Source organism: Marivita sp. S0852 (assembly GCF_046591575.1).
Taxonomy (GTDB): domain Bacteria; phylum Pseudomonadota; class Alphaproteobacteria; order Rhodobacterales; family Rhodobacteraceae; genus Marivita.
In genome coordinates, this window is the sequence record NZ_JBIQWA010000002.1 from 194,263 (window position 1) to 212,226 (window position 17,964).

General features: G+C 61.0%; 17 protein-coding genes. 3 read left to right on the plus strand and 14 right to left on the minus strand.

Features of this window, described 5'->3' with window-relative positions; translation table 11 throughout:
* Positions 1–61: 61 nt before the first annotated feature.
* Together ACG74X_RS05100 and ACG74X_RS05105 are read right to left on the minus strand one after the other, a co-directional pair.
* Entirely contained in the window at positions 62–1,093 is a 1,032-nt protein-coding gene (locus ACG74X_RS05100) for a TAXI family TRAP transporter solute-binding subunit (protein ID WP_411233070.1), read from the minus strand.
* Between the two features lie 23 nt (positions 1,094–1,116).
* A complete protein-coding gene (locus ACG74X_RS05105) occupies positions 1,117–2,940 on the minus strand; it encodes a TRAP transporter permease (protein ID WP_411233071.1) in 1,824 nt (607 codons plus the stop codon).
* Between the two features lie 169 nt (positions 2,941–3,109).
* Between ACG74X_RS05105 and ACG74X_RS05110 the strand changes: the two genes are divergently transcribed.
* On the plus strand, positions 3,110–3,892 hold the full coding sequence (locus ACG74X_RS05110) for an IclR family transcriptional regulator (RefSeq protein ID WP_411233072.1): 783 nt from the start codon (positions 3,110–3,112) through the stop codon (positions 3,890–3,892).
* A 12-nt stretch (positions 3,893–3,904) separates the two neighbouring features.
* Here ACG74X_RS05110 and fahA read toward each other — a convergent pair whose 3' ends face one another.
* The 7 genes from fahA to ACG74X_RS05145 form a co-directional block, all read right to left on the minus strand.
* Positions 3,905–5,152 carry a fumarylacetoacetase gene (fahA, locus tag ACG74X_RS05115; RefSeq protein WP_411233073.1) on the minus strand — a complete coding sequence of 416 codons (1,248 nt, stop codon included), beginning with the start codon at positions 5,150–5,152 and terminating at the stop codon, positions 3,905–3,907.
* A 10-nt stretch (positions 5,153–5,162) separates the two neighbouring features.
* Positions 5,163–5,795: a maleylacetoacetate isomerase gene (gene maiA, locus ACG74X_RS05120; protein WP_411233074.1), complete on the minus strand. Its 633-nt coding sequence runs from the start codon at positions 5,793–5,795 to the stop codon at positions 5,163–5,165.
* Positions 5,792–7,141: a homogentisate 1,2-dioxygenase gene (gene hmgA / locus ACG74X_RS05125; protein ID WP_411233075.1), complete on the minus strand. Its 1,350-nt coding sequence runs from the start codon at positions 7,139–7,141 to the stop codon at positions 5,792–5,794. Before hmgA ends, maiA begins: the two co-directional genes overlap by 4 nt.
* Positions 7,142–7,339: 198 nt before the next feature.
* Entirely contained in the window at positions 7,340–8,125 is a 786-nt protein-coding gene (locus tag ACG74X_RS05130) for an ABC transporter ATP-binding protein (RefSeq protein WP_411233076.1), read from the minus strand.
* Entirely contained in the window at positions 8,122–9,180 is a 1,059-nt protein-coding gene (locus ACG74X_RS05135; protein ID WP_411233077.1) for a FecCD family ABC transporter permease, read from the minus strand. The genes ACG74X_RS05130 and ACG74X_RS05135 overlap by 4 nt, the downstream gene beginning before the upstream one ends.
* A gap of 74 nt (positions 9,181–9,254) precedes the next feature.
* Complete coding sequence (locus ACG74X_RS05140) at positions 9,255–10,409, minus strand: ABC transporter substrate-binding protein (RefSeq protein ID WP_411233078.1); 1,155 nt, start codon at positions 10,407–10,409, stop codon at positions 9,255–9,257.
* A gap of 167 nt (positions 10,410–10,576) precedes the next feature.
* Positions 10,577–11,749, minus strand: coding sequence for a permease (locus tag ACG74X_RS05145; RefSeq protein ID WP_411233079.1), 1,173 nt, complete (start codon positions 11,747–11,749; stop codon positions 10,577–10,579).
* A 100-nt stretch (positions 11,750–11,849) separates the two neighbouring features.
* Here ACG74X_RS05145 and ACG74X_RS05150 point away from each other — a divergent pair, with 100 nt between their 5' ends.
* Positions 11,850–12,287, plus strand: coding sequence for a MerR family transcriptional regulator (locus ACG74X_RS05150; RefSeq protein WP_411233080.1), 438 nt, complete (start codon positions 11,850–11,852; stop codon positions 12,285–12,287).
* A 15-nt stretch (positions 12,288–12,302) separates the two neighbouring features.
* Here the strand turns inward: ACG74X_RS05150 and cobD are convergent, their stop codons facing one another.
* From cobD to ACG74X_RS05165, 3 genes are read right to left on the minus strand one after another with little or no spacing between them, the layout of a single operon-like run.
* Positions 12,303–13,274 carry a threonine-phosphate decarboxylase CobD gene (gene cobD / locus ACG74X_RS05155; RefSeq protein WP_411233081.1) on the minus strand — a complete coding sequence of 324 codons (972 nt, stop codon included), beginning with the start codon at positions 13,272–13,274 and terminating at the stop codon, positions 12,303–12,305.
* A gap of 10 nt (positions 13,275–13,284) precedes the next feature.
* Positions 13,285–14,223: an adenosylcobinamide-phosphate synthase CbiB gene (cbiB, locus tag ACG74X_RS05160; protein WP_411233082.1), complete on the minus strand. Its 939-nt coding sequence runs from the start codon at positions 14,221–14,223 to the stop codon at positions 13,285–13,287.
* Positions 14,220–15,029: a propanediol utilization protein gene (locus ACG74X_RS05165; RefSeq protein WP_411233083.1), complete on the minus strand. Its 810-nt coding sequence runs from the start codon at positions 15,027–15,029 to the stop codon at positions 14,220–14,222. The genes cbiB and ACG74X_RS05165 overlap by 4 nt, the downstream gene beginning before the upstream one ends.
* Before the next feature lie 174 nt (positions 15,030–15,203).
* On the opposite strand from ACG74X_RS05165, the gene cobU reads away from it, so the two are divergent.
* On the plus strand, positions 15,204–15,710 hold the full coding sequence (gene cobU, locus ACG74X_RS05170) for a bifunctional adenosylcobinamide kinase/adenosylcobinamide-phosphate guanylyltransferase (protein ID WP_411233084.1): 507 nt from the start codon (positions 15,204–15,206) through the stop codon (positions 15,708–15,710).
* Positions 15,711–15,737: 27 nt separating this feature from the next.
* On the opposite strand, the gene ACG74X_RS05175 is transcribed toward cobU, so the two are convergent.
* Together ACG74X_RS05175 and cobO are read right to left on the minus strand one after the other, a co-directional pair.
* A complete protein-coding gene (locus ACG74X_RS05175; protein WP_411233085.1) occupies positions 15,738–17,195 on the minus strand; it encodes a cobyric acid synthase in 1,458 nt (485 codons plus the stop codon).
* Between the two features lie 6 nt (positions 17,196–17,201).
* Positions 17,202–17,813: a cob(I)yrinic acid a,c-diamide adenosyltransferase gene (gene cobO / locus ACG74X_RS05180; protein WP_411233086.1), complete on the minus strand. Its 612-nt coding sequence runs from the start codon at positions 17,811–17,813 to the stop codon at positions 17,202–17,204.
* Positions 17,814–17,964: the final 151 nt, after the last annotated feature.

A 17,964-nucleotide genomic window follows, 5' to 3' on the forward strand; every position in this document is an offset into this window, starting at 1 on the left:
CACCCTTTGGTATCTGACCGGGGCAAGGATGCCCCGATCCGGTCGTTTGGCGTATTCCGCGTTAGATACGGGCGACATCCGGAATCGCCACGCCCAGCTCTTCCAGCGCGCGTAGCGCGCCCGGATGCAGGGGCATGTTCAAATCCGACACAGCCGCTTGGGGGGTGACGGCCCCCAGCCAGGGTGCGCTGTCGCGCATGTCGGCCACGCCCGCAAAGAAGGTTTTGGTCATGTCATAGATCATCGCCTCGTCCGCGTCCTCGTTGGTGACAATGCCAACGGTCACAGCCAGCGTAGTGGTGTCGTCCGAATTGACCTGGTTTTCACCGTAGATCCCCGCAGGCAGCGTTCCCAGTCCAAAGCCCGGACGGTTGGCGAGCGCCTTGATGCCATCGGTTTCCAGCTTGTCTGCCGGAATGCCAAGGAACCGGATTGCATTGGACACGGCGATCTGGGTCAATACCGGGCTGGGCGCGTTGGTCGGGTTGCAATAGATGTCGAGGTTGCCATCCTGAAATGAGGCGGCCGCCGCATCCCATCCCAGCTTTACCGCTTCGTAATCGGAGCCCGCTTTCAGACCGGTGACTGCCTCGAACAGCCGTTCCATTGTCGAATAGGCCGCCCCTCCGGGAGGGCCAAGAAAGACCCGTTTGCCTTTGGCCTGATCCAGCGATGTGATGCCCGACGTGTCGTAGACCGCGATGTGATACACTCCCATCGGGAAGTTCAGCACAGCGCGCAGCTTTTTCGCCAGCTCTGGTGCCTGGTCCATCTTTTCGAACATTGCCCGCTGGTTGGACATCAGCGCGTGCAGCGCGGGCGAAGACATGCAGAAGGCTGTTTTGCCCATAGCCACCTCAAGAACATGGCGCGTGGCCGCCCCCGTGGCGTTGATCTGAATTTCGTAATCCGCCATCTCCTGATTGATGATATTGGCGAAGGTTGTCATCACAAGGTTCGGGCTGGTTCCGGGCCCCAGCGTTGACATGCGCATCAGCTCTTTGGCGCGCGCGGCCCGCGGCATCAGTCCCAAAGTTGCAGCGGCGGCGCTTGCGGCCAGAAGGCTGCGGCGGTTCAGCTGGATTGAGGTCATATTGGTCGTCTCCCTTTTGTGTCTTATGAAATTTGGTCTTTGACGGACAGGTCCAGGCGGTCGATATACATCAACCCGATGGCAGCGATCGCAGCGATCCAGGACACGGTTGGCCCAAAGAAAATAAGCGCTGCGGCCAAACTTAAGCCAACGGGCACCATATAGCTTTTGCCGCGCCGGGGATAACAGGCGCGGGCGATCAGGATCGTCGCCAGCATCACAAACAAAATGGCCTGAAGCGACGCGGTCCAGTCGAACCCGGTGCCCAGCAAAAGCGCCGGCTGGTAGATAAAGGCAAACGGGATCACAAATCCGGGCAACGCAAGGCGTGATGCCTCAAGGGCCGCGGCCATGGGGCTTGCGCCAGCAATCGGCGCGGCGGCAAAAGCGGCAAGCGCAACAGGCGGCGTGATGGCCGAAAGCACACCGAAATACAGCACGAACATATGGGTGTGGATGATGGGCACGCCCAGCTTTTGCAGCGCAGGCCCCATCACCAGCACGATGATCAGGTATGCAGGCACGGTCGGCATTCCCATGCCCAAAAGCAGGCAGGCCAAGGCCATGAGGATCAGCGACAGGATCAGCTGGTCTTCGGCCAGACCCGACAGCAGCGATGCAAAGCGCAGGCCGACCCCGGTCATATTGAGCACACCAATCACAATCCCCACAGCCCCGACAATGACAACAAGCTGTGCCGAAATCAGACCCGCCGAGCGGATGAACTTCAGCCACGCTTCGCGATTGATCAGCAGGTCAGGCCGAATGGCGAACCCCAACAGCGCGGCCAGCGTGACACCGACGAATCCGGCATAGGCCGGGGATGATCCGCCGACCATGGTGATGACAATGCCCGCCAGCGCCAGAACGAAAATCCCCATCTGCACCAGCTCGCGCCAGTTAAAAGAGATCTTGGGGCGGGGCTCATCGGTCAGGTCCATATTCCGCGCCGCACTTGAGATCGCGACAAACAAACCGCCGTAATACAGCAGGGCAGGTACGGCTGCGGCGGCACAAATGGTCAGGTACGGCATGCCGGTGACATCTGCCATGATAAAGGCCACGGCCCCCATGATCGGCGGTGTGATCTGCCCGCCGCTGGACGCGGCCGATTCAACCGCCGCTGCAAATCGCGCCGAAAACCCGCGTTTCTTGATCAGCGGGATCGTAATGACACCGGTGCCGACCACATTGGCAACAGCACTGCCCGATATTGTCCCGAACAAGCCGCTGGCGACTGTCGCGGCAGCAGCAGGGCCCGACCGCATCCGCCCGGTGGCGGCCATGGCCAGCCTGACCAGCACCTGATCAATTGCCAGCAGTTCGAGAAGCGCGCCAAACACGATGAAAATCAGGATGGTCGACACGACCGTGGCCATGGGGCGGCCAAAGACTCCGTCAAAAGAATACCATAGCACGGTCATCAATTCTTCGGTTGAAATGCCCGCATGGCGCAAAAATCCGGGGGCCAGATGCCCAAACGCGCCGTAAGCCAGCAAAACACCGGCCACAATCGCCATCACAAGCCCGACAGAGCGCCGGGTCAGTTCAACAATTGCCACAAGCCCAAGAAGGCCCATCCAGATATCTGTCGAGGTCAGGAAATACAGCCCGGTTTCGATCTCTTCTGCGGCGCGGAAATATTGGTAGACCGCCAGCGACAGCGCCAGCGCGATGGCAACCAAAACCCCGCGATCCGCAAGGCCGCCGGGCCGTCCAAGGGCGGACAGGATGATGATCAGACCACCCACGAACAGCATTCCAACCCTTAGATACGAGTCAGAAAAAACGCCAAACACGGACACGTAGAAAACAACAGCGATCACCGCGAGCGAAAGGGCAGTCACGGCATGGTCAAGATATGACGTTTTTTTAAGATGCGACACGACTTCCTCCCAGAGTGTGGCTTGCCCGGTGTCGCCCCGAATGTCCGGTTGTGATGACCCGCGCAGACACGAGACTATTGAAGATATATTTTTGAGTCGATTTACTGTTACACTAGGTGAAACGCGAAATATGACCAAACTGAATCGATCCATAGAACGCGGCCTGACAGTGTTGGAAGTTGTCCATACGTTCGGGGCCAGTTCGCTTGCCTTTCTTGCGGCGCGCACCGGGTTGTCAAAGCCGACCCTGTTGCGGATCTGCGCGACCCTTGAAGGGCGGCGCTGGCTGATCCGGCGCAGCAGCGATGGGTGCTATCAGCTTGGCTCTGCTTTTCCGAATATCGGTGGAATGCCGGATCTGGTGGATCGTCTTGTCGCCGTGGCCAAGGAAGACATTCTGCGCCTGTCCGAGGAAACCGGGCTGGGCGTTGATCTGGCCGCCGGGATTGGCGGCGGCCGCTGCGAGATTGTCGACACAACGCGGGTTTTCAAAAAACATGGGGTCTACCCGGACACGGTGGGGTTTCGACCCTCTCCGATTCTTTCGGCCTTGGGGGCCGCCTATCTTTCCGGCTTGCCAGAGGCCGCGCGCCTTTCGGCGTTGCAGGATGTGGTCAAAAAGCTGCCTCGTGAGGATGTCGCGGCTTTGCCACAAGTGCCGGCACTGTTGAAAACCATTGCCGAGCAAGGATATGCGACCCGTGCGCAGGGGCATTGGGGGCGGGCGGTTGATTATGGGGAATTGCCCTCGGCGATCGCGGTCCCGATCCTGGCCGGAACCGAGGCGGTCGGGGCGCTGAACCTGGTGTGGAACGCCGCCGACCGATCTGTCGCGGAGGTCGCGAAATCGCATCTTTCGCGGCTTCGCTCAGCGGCACAGATCATCGGCGACGCCTATTCCGATATGGGATGATCCCGGTCAGGATCACGCGCTGCCGGTTCTTTTGGCAGGCAGGATTGTCCCGGTGCAGGGGCCAAACCCGATCCGGTACCCATCACCCTGCGCAGACCCGTGCAGCGCAAGCGTATCGCCGTCTTCGATAAAGGTACGGGTCTGTCCGCCCTTCAGCGTGATGGGGTTTTTGCCGCCCCAAGTCATTTCAAGAAGCGACCCGAACATTCCCTGTTCCGGACCCGAAATCGTGCCCGATCCCAGCAGGTCACCCGTGCGCATCGCACAGCCGGAGGACGCGTGATGGGCCAGTTGCTGCGCGGCCGAGTAATACATCGTGTTATAGTTGGTTTTGCAGATCACCGTGGGTTGGCCGTTTTCTGGTGTCATGGTCACCGACAGGTCAATGTCATACAGCATTGGCCCTGTGTCCTTGATATGAGGCAGCAATTCCTTTTCACGCGGCGGCGTGTCGGTGCGGAACGCCTCCAGGGCAGCTTTGGTCACCACCCAGGGGCTGATCGTTGTGGCAAAGGCCTTGGCTTGAAACGGGCCAAGCGGTTGGTATTCCCATGCCTGAATGTCACGCGCCGACCAGTCGTTCAGCAGCACATACCCAAAGATCATGTCATCAGCCTCATCCACGCTCACCGATGTGCCCATCGCGGACGGCGTGCCCACAACGGCCCCCATTTCCAGCTCGATATCGAGCCGTTGGCACGGGCCAAAACGGGGCGTGTCATCCTGCGGGCCTTTCATCTGGCCCATGGGGCGGTGAACATCCGTGCCCGAGACAACGACAGTGGACGCGCGCCCGTTATAGCCGATCGGAATGTGGAGCCAATTCGGGGGCAAGGCGTTGGCCGGATCGCGGAACAAGGAGCCCACATTGAACGCATGTTGCCGTCCGGCATAAAAATCGGTGAACTCAGAAACCGTGAAGGGCAGATGCAGGGTGACGCTGTTCATGTCGTGCAGCGCAGCCTGCACTGCGGGTGTCTCGTTGCCAGCGCGCAGCAGATCGGTCAGTGTTTCGCGAATATCGTGCCACGCCTGTCTGCCGCTGGCCATAAACGTGTTGAGCGCGGGGTGATCGAACCCCTGATCGGGCAACAGCCCAGCCGCTTGCAGCGCCGCTAGATCCAGCACCTTGTCGCCGATGGCCACCGCACAGCGCGGCGCGTCGCCTGCCGAAAATACGCCAAAGGGCAAGTTATTGAGGGGAAACGCGGTTTCGGGATCATTTGCAGTCTCGACCCATGAACGGATAAGATGTGTCATCGGATTTCCTTTAGTTGGCGTCAGGCTGGTTTTCGGGGCGCGCGGCGTCAAAGGCCGGCAAGGTCAGCGCCGTTTCTTCGATGGCGGTCAAGCGGTTAAAGGGCGTCATGTCAACGCCCCACCGATGCGCATTGTAAAGCTGTGCGACAAGACAGATGTCGCACAGCAATGGGCTGTCCGAAAAGCTGTAGGCCGGGCCATCGGGCAGCAGCGCCTGATAGGCGTGCAAGCCTTCGGTCATCCAGTGGCGCATCCAGTGCAGGCTTGTCTCGCGGGTGAAGCCGTGTTCTTTTTCCAGCCGCATCACAACTTTAAGGTTGTTCACCGGATGCACATCCAGCGCCATGACATGCGCGGCGGCCATGACCTGTGCACGCAGCACAGGATCATCCGGTAGCAGCGCGGGGTTCGGCGCGATATGATCAAGGTAATCCATAATCGCAAGTGACTGCGTCAGCACCGTGCCGTCTGTTAGCACCAGCGTCGGCACCGCTTTGACCGGGTTCTTGGCCACATAGTCCGGCGCGTGCTGCGCACCGGCCAGCAGGTTCACCGGGACCGTTTTATAAGACAGCCCCTTGAGGTTCAGGGCGATCCGCACCCGATAGGAGGTGGTGGAGCGCCAATAGGAATAGACCGTCATTTTTTGCCCGGCGTGCCGTCGAACTTCTTTTCCATATCCGCCCAGCAGTCGATGTAATCGTCCTGAAGCGGCGCTCCCTTGCCGGCGAACTGCGTGAGTTGCTGCGGAAAGCGGGTCTCGAACATGAAGGACATGGTGTTGTCCAGCTTGTCGGGGCCGAGATTGGCGTTGGACGCTTTCTCGAACGCCTCGCGATCAGGGCCGTGCGGCAGCATCATGTTATGGAGGCTGATTCCACCGGGCACGAAACCCTGCGGCTTGGCGTCGTATTCGCCGTAGATGTTGCCCATCAGCTCGGACATGATGTTCTTGTGATACCAGGGCGGGCGGAACGTGTCTTCCATCACCATCCAGCGTTCGCGGAACAGCACGAAGTCGATATTGGCCGTGCCGGGTTGGCCTGACGGCGCGGTCAGCACGGTGAAGATCGACGGGTCGGGGTGGTCGAACAGGATCGCGCCGACCGGGCAGTAATTGCGCAGATCGTATTTGTAGGGCGCGTAATTGCCATGCCAGGCCACCACGTCAAGCGGGCTTTGCGCGATCTTGGTTTCGTGGAACTGGCCGCACCATTTCACGGTGACGGTCGAGGGAACTTCGCGGTCCTCGTAGGCCGCTACCGGGGCTTTGAAGTCCCGCGGGTTGGCCATGCAGTTGGCACCGATGGGGCCGCGGCCCGGAAGCTCGAATTTCTGGCCGTAGTTTTCGCAGACAAAGCCGCGGGCTGGGCCGTCGAGCAGTTCAACGCGGTAGACCAGACCGCGCGGGAGGATGGCGATTTCTTTCGGTTCGAGGTCGATGATGCCCAGTTCGGTGGCAAAGCGCAGACGGCCTTCCTGCGGCACCACCAGCATCTCGCTGTCGGCCGAGAAGAAATAGGCGTCCTGCATCGATTCGGTCACGAGATAGACATGGGAGGCCATGCCGACCTGCGTGTTCACATCGCCTGCGGTGGTCATGGTGCGCATGCCGGTGAGCCAGGTCAGCGCCTTGTCCGTGTGCGGAACCGGGTCCCAACGGTACTGACCAAGAGAGGTCACATCAGGGTGAATGTCCGGGGCAGAGCGCCAATAGGGCAGGTCGATTTTCTTGTACCGGTGGGAATGCTTGACCGAAGGCCGGATGCGGTAGCACCAGGTGCGCTCGGGCCGCACATCGGTAAAAGCCGTGCCGGAAAGCTGTTCGCCATAAAGACCGTAATTGCATTTCTGCGGGCTGTTCATGCCTTGGGGCAGGGCACCGGGCAGCGCTTCGGTTTCAAAATCATTGCCGAAACCGGGCATGTATCCGGGGGTGAGTGTTTTGCCTTCGGCGCGCACCAACGCGGGTGTGTCGTGAACCGTCATATCATTCCTCCTGCATCCCACAGCCAACCGACTCTGTCGGTGTTCCTGTCAGTCAAAGTTAGGTCGCAGGCTATGGCCGCGTCGAGTTTTTGTTTCACCAGGTGAAATGACGCGCGTCCGGTCCGGAAACACAGGTGCAAAAAACCCGGAGCCGGGCATGGGCAAGCCGGGTTACGCAGGGTTGGCGTCAGATGCCGGTCAACACACCGCCGCGCCGCGCAGGGTTGCGTCGACATAAAGAGACCCGCGTCTCGTGGCCTCAAGCGCGGTTTCAACGCGATAGGTTTCGCCGATCTGCGGCAAGGCGAGGATATCGGCTGGCTGGCCATCCGCCATAATCATGCCGTCCTTGATCAGGATAAGACGGTCGCAGAATTCTGCGGCAAGGTTCAGATCATGCAGCGCGGCCATCACAATGCTGCCGCGCTGCTTCATTTCGGACCTGACGGATGACAGGATCGACAATTGGTGATGCAGGTCCAGCGCGCTTGTGGGTTCGTCCAGCAAGACGATCCGGGGATTGCGGACAAGCGTCTGCGCCACCGCCACCATCTGTGCCTGCCCGCCGGACAGGTTGCCCAGACCCCGGTTGGCCAGATGCGTCAGTCGCAACGCGGACAGGGTTCGGGACACAATGTCCAGATTATCGCTTTCCACACGCCAGCCGGTTGTCTGTTTCAACGCCAGCAAAACACTTTCATAGACGGTCAGGATGGCATTGCAGCCATAGGCCTGGGGCATATAGGCAATGGCGCGGGACCGGTCGCGGCGGGTGAATGTGGTCAGATCCGACCCGTTCAATTCGATCGACCCGGCGCTGGGCGTCAAAAGCCCGGACAGGGATTTGAACAAGGTCGATTTGCCCGACGCGTTAGGCCCGATCAGGCCAACAAATTCGCCGGGTTTGATCGGATCGACGGTCACGTCATGCAGCACTTTCACACGCCCGTATCCGGCATTCAGCCCACGAATTGACAGCGTCATGACAGGCTCCTTCTGCGGGTGGACAGGATGATCGAGACGAAGACCGGCACACCGATCAGCGCGGTGATTATGCCGATGGGATAGATCACTCCGGGCGTGATGGATTTCGAGATGATCGAGGTCAGCGACATCACCAAAGCGCCCACCAATGCGGATAATGGCAGAAAGAAGCGTTGGTCCTCGCCCACAAGCATGCGCGCAATATGGGGTCCGACCAACCCGATGAACCCCACCGTACCGACAAAGGCCACCGCCGTGGCTGCCAAAAGCGAGATCGAGATCAACATCTCGATGCGCAACCGCGCGATATCGACGCCCATGCTGGCTGCTGTTGCCTCGCCCATGCGCAGGGCTGTCATGGACCATGACCGCATCAGCCCAAACGGGAGAGCCACCGCCAGAAGTACCGCACCGAGCGCGATTTTCTCCCAGCTGGCCCGGCCCAGTGAGCCCATCATCCAGAACACGATCCGGCTGATCTGATCCTCGGACGCCATGTATTGCATCAATGACAGCAGCGCCGAGAAGGTAAAGAAGATGGCAATGCCAAACAGGATCATGGTTTCGGACCCGACACCTTTGAGCCGTGTGGCCAGCATGATGATCCCGCAGGTTGCAAAGGCAAAGACAAACGCGTTCAGCGTCACGATCAAGCCGCCAATGGCCGGGATGACGGAAAACCCCAGAACAATCGCCAGCGATGCCCCGAAACTGGCTGCTGCCGACACGCCAAGCGTGAAGGGCTCGGCCAGAGGGTTGTTCAGGATCGTTTGCATCTGCGCCCCCGCCACCGCCAAAAGCGCGCCGACGATCACTGCGGTCAAGGCCACGGGCAAACGGTAATCCCAGACGATGACTTTGAGCCGCGCCCCATGCGACATTGGATCGGTCAGCACGTTCGCCACCACGGACAACGGGTAATTGCCCGGACCGGTAGCGATGTCGTAGACAAAGCTCATCACCAGACAGAGCGTCATAAAGGCCAGCAAGATAAGACGCCTGCGCGTGCGCGCACCATAGCCCGCGGCAAGGTCGGGTATTGCAACATCTGTCACGTGTGATCACCCATAACGGATTAAAAAATGCCGCGCGGACAGATCGGCCCGCGCGGCGTTAAGCGCAACGCGGCTCAGCTGTCGCTTTGCAGCGTCGCCCAGAACTGCCCGGAATAGTCGATAGGCAAGAACTGCTCGTGCAATTGGCGCATCGTGGCGTCCGGGTCCAGCTCTGTAAACCGCTCTGGATGCATCCATTTGGCAAAGGCCTGCATCGCGACAAAATGATAGGGGCTGTTGTAGAACTGGTGATAGATGCCGTGGAAATTGCCGGATTTCACCGCCTGCAATTCTTCCCATCCTGGACGCGATGCCAGCCCTGCGAGACGCTCCTGCACGCCAGCCGCTTCGGCTTCATAGCCAAAGAGCACGGCCGTGGTTGCCGGGTTCGCCTCGGACCAGTTGGCACCGGTGCCGATGATCACGTCAGGGTCGGTTTCAAACACCGCCTCAAGGCTGACTTCGCCTCCGAAACCGGGAAACAGGCTGGAGCCCCAGTTGCGGCCGCCTGCAAGTTCCACCAGACGACCCATATTGGCAGAGCCATAGGTGCGGCAGCACGCATCGGGCTCCCATCCGGCACCGTTTTCAACGAAGACCAAGGGACGATCGTCCACAGGGATCTGTTCGACACGACCGTAAATCATTTGCATCTGCGCTGTGTAAAAGTCAGTGAATGCGTCGGCGTTTTCGCGCTCTCCCAACACCCGGCCCATGAGTTGAATGCTTGGCACGGTGTGTGCGGTCGGATCTTGACGGAAGTCGATGAAAAGCGTTGCGATGCCAGCCTCGTCCAGCTTTTCGATGATCCCGCTTTCCTGCGCGCGCAACAGGCTGCCAAGGTTCATGAACACCACATCCGTGTCCAGAGCGATCACCGCCTCAAGGTTCCATTCATCCGAATAGGGGCTGCCAAGGCGGGCGATCTCAGTGGCCTCGGGGAATTTGGCCTCGTAAGCGCGCCAAGCGTCGGGATCGTAAAGGATCATGTCGTCTTTCCATCCCACGACCCGCTCGAACGGGTTTTCGCGGTCCAGCAGGGCCAGCGAATAGATCATCCGCCCTTCGCCCAGAACGACATGTTCGGGATTTCTTTCGAGTGTGACACTGCGTCCGGCAATGTCGGTGACTGTGATGGTCTCTGCAGTGGCGGTCGTGGCGGACGCGATCATGGTCGCGACGGCTGCGGAAGCGAGGCAGAGACCCTGAGCGCGCTTGAAAAGCTGCATGGGTCTCTCCTTTGAATGATGCCGCGATCCGCGACAGGGGCGGTTCTCGCTTATCTTATTGTTTTAGTCAACTACTCGCGGGCAAAAACCTTAATAATTTACTCAGGTTTCGCCGGGCACCGTTTAGGCGCGTCTTGTCATGGTCGCTTTCAGCTTCGAACCCGTTGCTACCCCGCCACGTTCAAGGCCCATCCAATCAGCAGCACCTGCGGCACGGTCAACGCCGGCAGCAGCAGCGCCGCCTTGAGCCGTCCTGTCACTTCGCGCAGGATCAGGATTTCGGTGTAATCCGTCGCCACCCCCGCCATCAGGAAGGTGAACGCATTGCCGGGTGCTGCGGCGCGTGTCATCAGGTCGGCGGCGATGGGCACGGACCCTTCAGAGCAGACCTCGATGATCGTGGCGGCCAGCAAGGTGGTGAACAAGCCAAGCAGCGTCGCGCCGAACCATGTTTGGAACGTCTCGGTCGGAACGGTCGCCTGTATCAGCGCGGCCAGCACGATGCCGAAGAACAGCCAGCGCAAGACCATCTTGCTGGCACTGACCGAACGGCGGGCCACGTCGCGCGCAAAATCCATATCATAGCGGGTGGCTTTCAGCCCCGCCTTGGCCTCACGCCAGACATGGAAATCGGCGGGCAGGTCGATGCGGTTGGGGTTGGGCTTCACCCGGCCCGCGCGCTCTAACGCCTCGACCGCGAGACCTGTGACAAAGGCGATGACCAGAGATGCGCCCAGGAACAGAAGCATCCAGCCCCAGCCCATCAGCGCACCGATGATGATCGTCAGCGACAGCGAATTCCACGGCGATGCGATGAGAAAGGCAAAGACCTGCCCAAGGCTTGCGCCTCGTTCATACAGTTTCGCGCCGACCATCAACACACCGTGGTTGCACAGATCCAGCAGCACCCCGCCCAGCACCGCGCGGACCAGGCTTTTCGCCCCCTGATCGCGCCCGATGATGCCGATCACGAACTGGCGCGGCACCCGGTCGATCAGGCCCACGGCGACCATGCCCACAAGGATGCCCCACCACATCAGGTTCATCATCTCTTGCACGCCATGGGCAAAGACCCCCAGGCCGAAAGGCGCATCATGCGACAAAAAGAACCCTGCCACATAGGCCACAAGGATCAGCCCGCCGGACCCCCAGAGCATCCAGTCCACCCGCCGCCACAGGGCCGCATCCGCAGCAGGCAGCGCACCGCCACAACAATTGGTCGCGGCGTCCGCCCCGCATCCGGACGCGGCAGCTTTGGGGGGCTCGCTTGGACGCTCACCGGGAAGGACGAATCCGCTGGTTGCAGAAGGTGTCTGCGTGGTTTGGGGTGTGCTCGACATCGCGGCCTCCTGTGCGTTGACGTCGATATACGACCTCTAGTAGCTGTAGCTTCAAGAGATATTTTCGCGACATTTAAGGTTTTTGCACGGGAGCCACGCCATGTACCCAATCGGCACTCTTTCGAAACGCACCGGCACCAAGGTGCAGACGATCCGTTATTATGAACAGATCGGTCTGATGCCGGAACCCGGCCGCTCGGATGGCGGGCAGCGGCGCTATGATGATGGCGCGCTGGACCGGCTGTCCTTTATTCGCCACGCGCGCCAGTTGGGATTTACGCTTGATGCGATCCGCGAGTTGCTGGACCTGTCGGACAACCCGTCGCGGTCCTGTGCCGAAGTGGACGAGATCGCGCATCGCCAGTTGAAAGAGGTGGTGCACCGGATCGAACGGCTGGACGCGCTGCGGGTTGAACTTGAACGCATGCTCACGCAATGCAGCAAAGGCACCGTCGCAGAGTGCCGCGTGCTGAACGTGCTGCGTGACCATTCCGCCTGCCTGTCGGACCACGGCGCGCCTCTTCGGATGGACAGCTAGACCCGGCGTGTTGCGTCAAACAACCGATCCTGCATCGTGCAACGCGTCGGCCAATCGCTGCCATTCCGCAGCACTGCCCGGCAGGCCAAGTCGCAGCCAATGATCGGAATAAGGAAAGATCCGTGACCAGATCTGATGCCGGGCAAGCCTGTTCTGTGCCGCCTTGGCATCTGGTGTGTGATACAGCCGAAACAGCGCCGTCCCGCCCAATATTGTCCACCCGGCGGATTGCGCCAGCCCGTCGGCTTGGGCCGTATCCCGTTGCAACCGCGCAATGGTTGACTGTGCCCAATCCTGGTCTTTCAGCGCCTGTGTGCCAATCCGAAGCGCCGCGCCACTGACGGGCCAGGGCCCGGCCATGTCGGAAAGTTGTGCGATGTCTTCGGACGATCCGACCACAAAGCCCAGTCGCAGCCCTGCCAATCCGTAGAATTTCCCAAAGGAGCGCAGCACGATCAGACCATGCTGGCCTGCATCGGGAGCCAGCGACAGGTCGGGATACGGATCGCAAAAGCTTTCGTCCACAACCAGCCGCGTCCGATCGGCAAGGGCGCGTAGGGCGGCGGGCGCAAAGCTTTGACCATCGGGGTTGTTCGGATTGACAACAACGGCCAGATCGGCCCCGTCCAGCTGATCAAGGTGGGTCACTTCCTGCACCTGCCACCCGGCAGCGCGCAAGGCGGCGGCATGTTCGTTATAGGTTGGTCCAAGAACCCGCGCGCAGCCCGGTCGGGTCAGTCGCGGGATCATCTGGATCGCCGCTTGCGCGCCTGCGGTGGCCAGCATCGGGGCCTTGGTGTGATACGCGACCCGTGCCGCCTGAACCGTGTCCGACATCGCCGTGCGGGTGGGCAGCATTGTCCAGTCGCTCATGGGAATATCCGAAACCGGATAGGGGCTGCGGTTGATGCCGGTGGACAGGTCAATCCAGTCGGTGCCGCCAAAACGGGCCATGGCCGTGTCGATGTTTCCCCCGTGATCGCGCATCGTTTTCCCCTTAGATCCATGCCAACAGCACAAGCGCGGCACTGCCCAAAACCATGGCCCGCACGTAAAGCGCAAGCCCCCGGCGCAGGTCGGTTGCGTCTGGATCGGCAGCACCGGCGTTGACATAGGGTTCATCGACACTGCGATCGGCATAGACGCGCGGGCCGGACAGCCGCACAGCCAGGGCAGCCGCCATCGCCGCTTCGGGCCAGCCTGCATTGGGCGACCGGTGTTTCGGGGCATCGCGCCACATTGTCCGGAACGCCTCGAATGGTCGCGCCGAAACAGCGGCAAACATCAGCCCGGTCAGGCGCGACGCGGGCAGATTGACCAGATCGTCGATCCGGGCCGAGGCCCAGCCAAACGCTTCATGGCGCGGGGTGCGGTGGCCGATCATCGAATCAAGCGTGTTGATGGCCTTGTAGGTCGCGATACCGGGCAGGCCGAACACCACCCCCCAAAAAAGCGGTGCAACAATGCCGTCGGATGTGTTTTCGGCAAGGCTTTCCAGCGCCGCACGGGCAATCCCCGCGTCGTCAAGGCTTTGGGTGTCGCGTCCGACGATCATCGAAACGGCGTGGCGGGCGGCCGGCACGTCGCGGTGTGTCAACGGATCAGCCACAGCCGCGACATGGTCATACATGGATCGCATCGCCACCAGCGGCCAGGCCAGGATGCCGCCGATCACGATGGCCTGCCACCCGGACATCACCGCTTGCAGGGCCGCAGTGCTGCCTGCGACTGTGCCGATGCACAGCATGGCGGCCAGCACACCGGCCTGTTTGCGGCGCTTGAAACTGTCGCTGTCGCAGTTCAGCTGGCAATCCAGTCTATGGATCAGCGCCCCGATCCAGGTGACGGGATGGCCGATCCTGGCATAGAGCCATGCGGGCCAGCCGATGACCAGATCAAGCGCCACAGCGATCACCATCATTGCGGCAAAGCTCATTCCGGGCCTCCGGCGGTAAACCGCAGCGTGTCGCGCAATCCGGCACGTTCCAAAACAGAGCGCCAGTCCAACGGCACCATGCCCGGTGCAAAGATCAGCCCGCGGGCCGATCCAGTATGCGCGATCACATATCCAAGCGCGCCAAGCTGACGTGCCAAATCGGCGGTCGGATCGGGTCGCGGGCCGCGCAGGTCAAGCGTGCGCGCCGCCGATTGGCTGGCGAGCCGCGCCAAGGCCGGCAAATCCCCGGCCTGCGCGGCGGCGATCCATTGCGGCACGCGGGCGGCGATATCAGGAAAGCGCGTATCGGTTGCATCGGTGCGGAGCGGATCGCCGTAAAAGCCGCCGATCACCTCAAAGCGAGGCAATTGCGGCAGATCGGCCAGCTTTTGCCCGCAGCGTGACGCCCAAAGTTGATGATGCGGCTGGCTGAACATCACCGGGTCGGACGCGCCCTCGATGGCGATGCAGGCGGCGGCAAGTCTGCGCGGGGTGCCGCGATACCCGGCCAATTTGGCCAACGCGACCAATGCGGCGGTTGATGCACCGGCACCACCGCCCAGCGGCATCTCGGCACGCAGTTCAATGCGGCCGGTCAGCGAAAGATCAAGCCGCTTCAGCAAGGCCTGTGCCTTGTCAGCCGACACAAGCGCCTGACTTGTCGCGTCGAGGTCAAAGCCGATCCCGGAAATGTGCCGCGCCGCAACACCCAAAACGGGGCAAGGCAGCGTGACAAGCGCCACCGGCCCGTCCGGCCCCATGGTGCCTTGCATCAGCTCTCCGAAATGGCCTGCGATCCGGATCATTGCACCATCCGCATATCCGCAGGCCTTCCCCCGCCAACACCCGGGTTTGCCCGATGAAAAGGTGGGGTGGTGCGGCATGTTTCACGGCCTGTCGGTGCGATCACCACAATTCTCCTTCACGTTCGGCCCTGTCTCTGCTTTGTATGCCGCGCACGGGCAAGGGGCGGTTTGCAAATGTCGCGGATTGTTTTGGTTACAGGAGGCGCGCGGTCGGGCAAAAGCCGCATCGCTGAAACGCGGTGTCTGCTGAACGCAGATACGGCGATTTACATCGCCACGGGGCAGGCAGGTGATGATGAAATGCAGGCGCGCATCCAAGAGCATCAGGCCCGGCGCGGACCGGAATGGCGCACGATTGCCGAACCTATCCGCCTAGTCGCGGCCCTTACCGACAGCAATGGCACAGGGCCGCGTTTGGTGGATTGCCTCACGCTTTGGTTAAGCAATCTTATGCTGTCAGACCGCGATTGGCAGGCGGCGGTGTCGGAACTGGTGACATGTCTGGCGCAGCAGACCAGCCCGGTTGTTCTGGTGACCAATGAGGTTGGTATGGGGATTGTGCCGGAAAACGCCCTGGCGCGTGCGTTTCGCGATGCGGCAGGCAAAATGAACCAACAGGTCGCGTCGGTTGCGGATGAGGTCATTTTTGCCGTCTCGGGATTGCCACTTCGGGTCAAATGACCCCGATTGCCAGACCGGACGCGGCTGTCAGCGCGCCAGTTGCAACAGCCCCGATACATCCAGATGCGCCTCCATGTGACGGGCCAACGCGTCAAGCGTGGCTTCGACGCCAGCTGCGTAGCTGGACGGCGATCCTGTCGCGCCCAGCCCGGACACCCACGCGCGGCGAAACGAGTCATCGGCGAACATGCCGTGCAGATAACTCCCGGTCACCCGTCCGTCTGCCGAGCTTGCACCCTCTGGCACGCCATCGACATGCGCAAAGGGGCGCTGGCAATCGGGGCCGTCGCTGCGTCCGATGTGAATTTCGTAGCCGCTGAAGGGCAGGTCCAGCGCATGATGCCGGGCGCGCACTTTGGTCAGACGTTTGTCGCCGCCCATGACCGTGCGAATATCCAGTAGGCCCAACCCCGGCGTTTCGCCCGCCGGACCCTCGATGCCCATGGGGTCCGCAACCTGCGTGCCCAGCATCTGATAGCCGCCACAAATCCCCAGAATGCGCCCGCCGCGCCGATGATGGGCCAGCAGATCAATATCCCAGCCCTGCGCCCGTAAAAACGCCAGATCGCCGCGTGTCGATTTTGTTCCGGGCAGGATCACCAGATCGGCCCGGGCCGGAATCGGTTGGCCGGGGGGCAGCATGGTGACACGCACGCCATCGTCCTGAACAAGCGGATCAAGATCGTCGAAATTGGCGATACGCGACAGACATAGACAGATGATGTCAAGCCGTTCAGATTTGGTTTCAGATGGCGGGCGGGAAAAATCTAGCGCGTCTTCGGCAGGCAGCCGCCAGGCGTCGGAAAACCACGGAGCAACGCCAAACCCGCGCCAGCCGGTCATGCGTTCTATGGCGGCATAACCATCGTCGAAAAGGCTGGGATCGCCGCGAAACTTGTTGATCAGAAAGCCTTTGATTAGGTCTGCATCCGCCGGGGGCAAAACCGCTTGGGTGCCGACGATCTGCGCGATGACGCCGCCGCGGTCGATGTCGCCACACAGCACAACCGGCACATCCGCCGCCGCGGCAAAGCCCATATTGGCAATATCGCCGCGGCGCAGATTGATTTCCGCGGGGCTTCCGGCCCCTTCGACAATCACCAGATCATGACGTGCCCGCAAGCGTGCAAAGCTGTCCAGAACCGCGTCCATCAACCCAGGTTTCAGCGCGGCATAATCCCGGGCCTGTGTTGTGGTCAGCCGCTGGCCCTGAACAACCACCTGCGCGCCGGTATCGGTTTCAGGTTTGAGCAGGACCGGATTCATATCCGTCTGGCCCTCCAGCCCGCAGGCCAGCGCCTGCAGCGCCTGTGCGCGTCCGATCTCTCCGCCATCTGCTGTGACAGCGGCGTTGTTGGACATGTTCTGCGGCTTGAACGGGGCAACAGACAGCCCGCGCAGGCGCGCGGCACGGCACAGACCCGCCACCAGCATGGACTTGCCAACATTCGAACCCGTCCCCTGGATCATCAACGCGCGGGCCATGAGCGGTTACATCTCAACGCCTTTTTGCGCGACGATCCCGTCGCGGAACGGGTGCTTGATCAGCGTCATTTCGGTGACCAGATCCGCCGCCTCGATCAGTTCGGGCTTGGCGTTGCGGCCGGTCAGGCAGACATGGGTCATCTCGGGCTTCTTGGTCAAAAGAAACTCCACCACCTCGTCGATATCAAGGTAGTCATAGCGCAGCGCGATGTTGATTTCGTCCAGCAGAACGAACTGAATCTCGGGGTCCAGGATCTGCTCTTGCGCGATGGACCAGCCATTTTGCGCGGCGGCGATATCGCGTTCTCGATCTTGAGTTTCCCAGGTAAAGCCTTCACCCGACACGAAAAAGCGACATTCCTCGCTGAACCGGTCGCGCAGGAACATCTTTTCGCCGGTCTGCCAGTTGCCTTTGATGAACTGGACAACCGCGCACGGCATCCCATGCGCGATGCACCGCATGATCATCCCAAAGCCAGAAGATGATTTGCCCTTGCCAGAGCCAGTATGCACCATGATCAGACCTTTTTCTTCGGTCTTTGTCTCCATCATCTTGTCGCGCGCGGCTTTGATTTTGCGCATTTTTTCGGCGTGACGGGCGTTCAGGTCTTCGGACATTTCGGACTGATCCTTGTTAGCAACAGCGGTCGGACAGTAAGCGCATACCGACCCTGTGGCGGGGGCCGGTTTTGGCAGGTGAACACAAACATTGAAGCCGCGCGGCGGCGCGGTCAAGGCGCACAAGATCGCGGCGGCACTCCTGTTGGGG

Bases quoted from the DNA above. Each gene is read 5' to 3' on its own strand.
- ACG74X_RS05100 (WP_411233070.1), bottom strand. From the start codon at position 1,093: ATGACCTCAATCCAGCTGAACCGCCGCAGCCTTCTGGCCGCAAGCGCC.
- ACG74X_RS05110 (WP_411233072.1), top strand. From the start codon at position 3,110: ATGACCAAACTGAATCGATCCATAGAACGCGGCCTGACAGTGTTGGAA.
- fahA (WP_411233073.1), bottom strand. From the start codon at position 5,152: ATGACACATCTTATCCGTTCATGGGTCGAGACTGCAAATGATCCCGAA.
- maiA (WP_411233074.1), bottom strand. From the start codon at position 5,795: ATGACGGTCTATTCCTATTGGCGCTCCACCACCTCCTATCGGGTGCGG.
- hmgA (WP_411233075.1), bottom strand. From the start codon at position 7,141: ATGACGGTTCACGACACACCCGCGTTGGTGCGCGCCGAAGGCAAAACA.
- ACG74X_RS05130 (WP_411233076.1), bottom strand. From the start codon at position 8,125: ATGACGCTGTCAATTCGTGGGCTGAATGCCGGATACGGGCGTGTGAAA.
- ACG74X_RS05140 (WP_411233078.1), bottom strand. From the start codon at position 10,409: ATGCAGCTTTTCAAGCGCGCTCAGGGTCTCTGCCTCGCTTCCGCAGCC.
- ACG74X_RS05145 (WP_411233079.1), bottom strand. From the start codon at position 11,749: ATGTCGAGCACACCCCAAACCACGCAGACACCTTCTGCAACCAGCGGA.
- ACG74X_RS05150 (WP_411233080.1), top strand. From the start codon at position 11,850: ATGTACCCAATCGGCACTCTTTCGAAACGCACCGGCACCAAGGTGCAG.
- cobD (WP_411233081.1), bottom strand. From the start codon at position 13,274: ATGCGCGATCACGGGGGAAACATCGACACGGCCATGGCCCGTTTTGGC.
- cbiB (WP_411233082.1), bottom strand. From the start codon at position 14,223: ATGAGCTTTGCCGCAATGATGGTGATCGCTGTGGCGCTTGATCTGGTC.
- ACG74X_RS05165 (WP_411233083.1), bottom strand. From the start codon at position 15,029: ATGATCCGGATCGCAGGCCATTTCGGAGAGCTGATGCAAGGCACCATG.
- cobU (WP_411233084.1), top strand. From the start codon at position 15,204: ATGTCGCGGATTGTTTTGGTTACAGGAGGCGCGCGGTCGGGCAAAAGC.
- ACG74X_RS05175 (WP_411233085.1), bottom strand. From the start codon at position 17,195: ATGGCCCGCGCGTTGATGATCCAGGGGACGGGTTCGAATGTTGGCAAG.
- cobO (WP_411233086.1), bottom strand. From the start codon at position 17,813: ATGTCCGAAGACCTGAACGCCCGTCACGCCGAAAAAATGCGCAAAATC.